Annotated in this window: 1 pseudogene; it reads right to left on the reverse strand. The window is 62.7% G+C overall.

The features are described from left to right. Window positions 1-999 (reverse strand): annotated as a pseudogene (locus tag A6M21_RS09120) (acetyl-CoA decarbonylase/synthase complex subunit alpha/beta); the annotation flags it as partial.

The raw sequence follows: 999 nt of genomic DNA on the forward strand, positions 1-999 counted from the left end.
TACAGAATGTCGCCGATGTGCCGCAGGCGGAAGCCCTTGGCATAGGCGCCCTTGGTGATGCGCACCCACATGATGTCCCGCTGGGCCACGTGCCACAGACCTTCGCCGTAGTTGGTGAAGTAGTGGATGCGCCGCTCCAGCACCGGCTCAAAGTCTTCCTGCATCTTGCGGCCGTATACGTCCACCACGATGCCCAGCGGCAGCCGGCCGCCTTCCGGTACGGTGTCGATGTCCGGACCGATCACTTCCACTTTGCCGTCTTCGATTTCATCGGAGCCGACCATGCGCACCAGTTCGAAGCCCGGTGTCTTGTTGCCGCCGAATTCGACGTACATGTCCTTCTTGCGCACGGACTCACCCTCGAAGGCCGGACCGACGGTGACCGGCACGTCGATGTCGATGGCCGTGATCTTGATCCCGCGCACTTCCAGGCAGGTCTGTACGATCTTGTCGTAGTCCGGTTCGGAGATGAACCAGTCTTTGATCTGCTTGTCTTCAGGCAGCGGCTGGTCGGTGATCACCGGGAAGCCGACGTTGATCGCGCCCAGGGCGGCGGCGGTTTTGACCATGTCGTGTTCGCCCAGGTAGAGGATGAAGGCGAGCACCCGGCGCCGCTGGTAGTCGCGCTGCGCATCCCGCAGGCCCGGTTTGATGCCGCCGAACATCATGCCGGCGCGCAGGGCGTAGTTGGCGGCGTGCACCACCTGGGTGAAGTTGCCCAGCGGGTAGGCGATGTAGTCCACGCCCAGCTTGACGCCCTCTTCCAGCAGCTGTTCGATGATCTCATCGCACAGGAAGAGCATCAGGCCTTTGGCCATCAAGCTATCCACCAGCTTTTTGGCCGCCTTGCTGTCTTTGGCCCGGCCCAGGATGACGGCTTCGCCGGGGATGGTCCAGTCCACCATCTTGGTGCCGTACTGGCGCACCACCGGGTCGCCGATGAAGCCCGTCCAGGGCGCCGCATGCAGCGGTTTTTCCGGTGTGTTTTGCAGATAGCGC

This window comes from Desulfotomaculum copahuensis, from assembly GCF_001655685.1.
Lineage (GTDB): Bacteria > Bacillota > Desulfotomaculia > Desulfotomaculales > Desulfovirgulaceae > Desulfotomaculum_G > Desulfotomaculum_G copahuensis.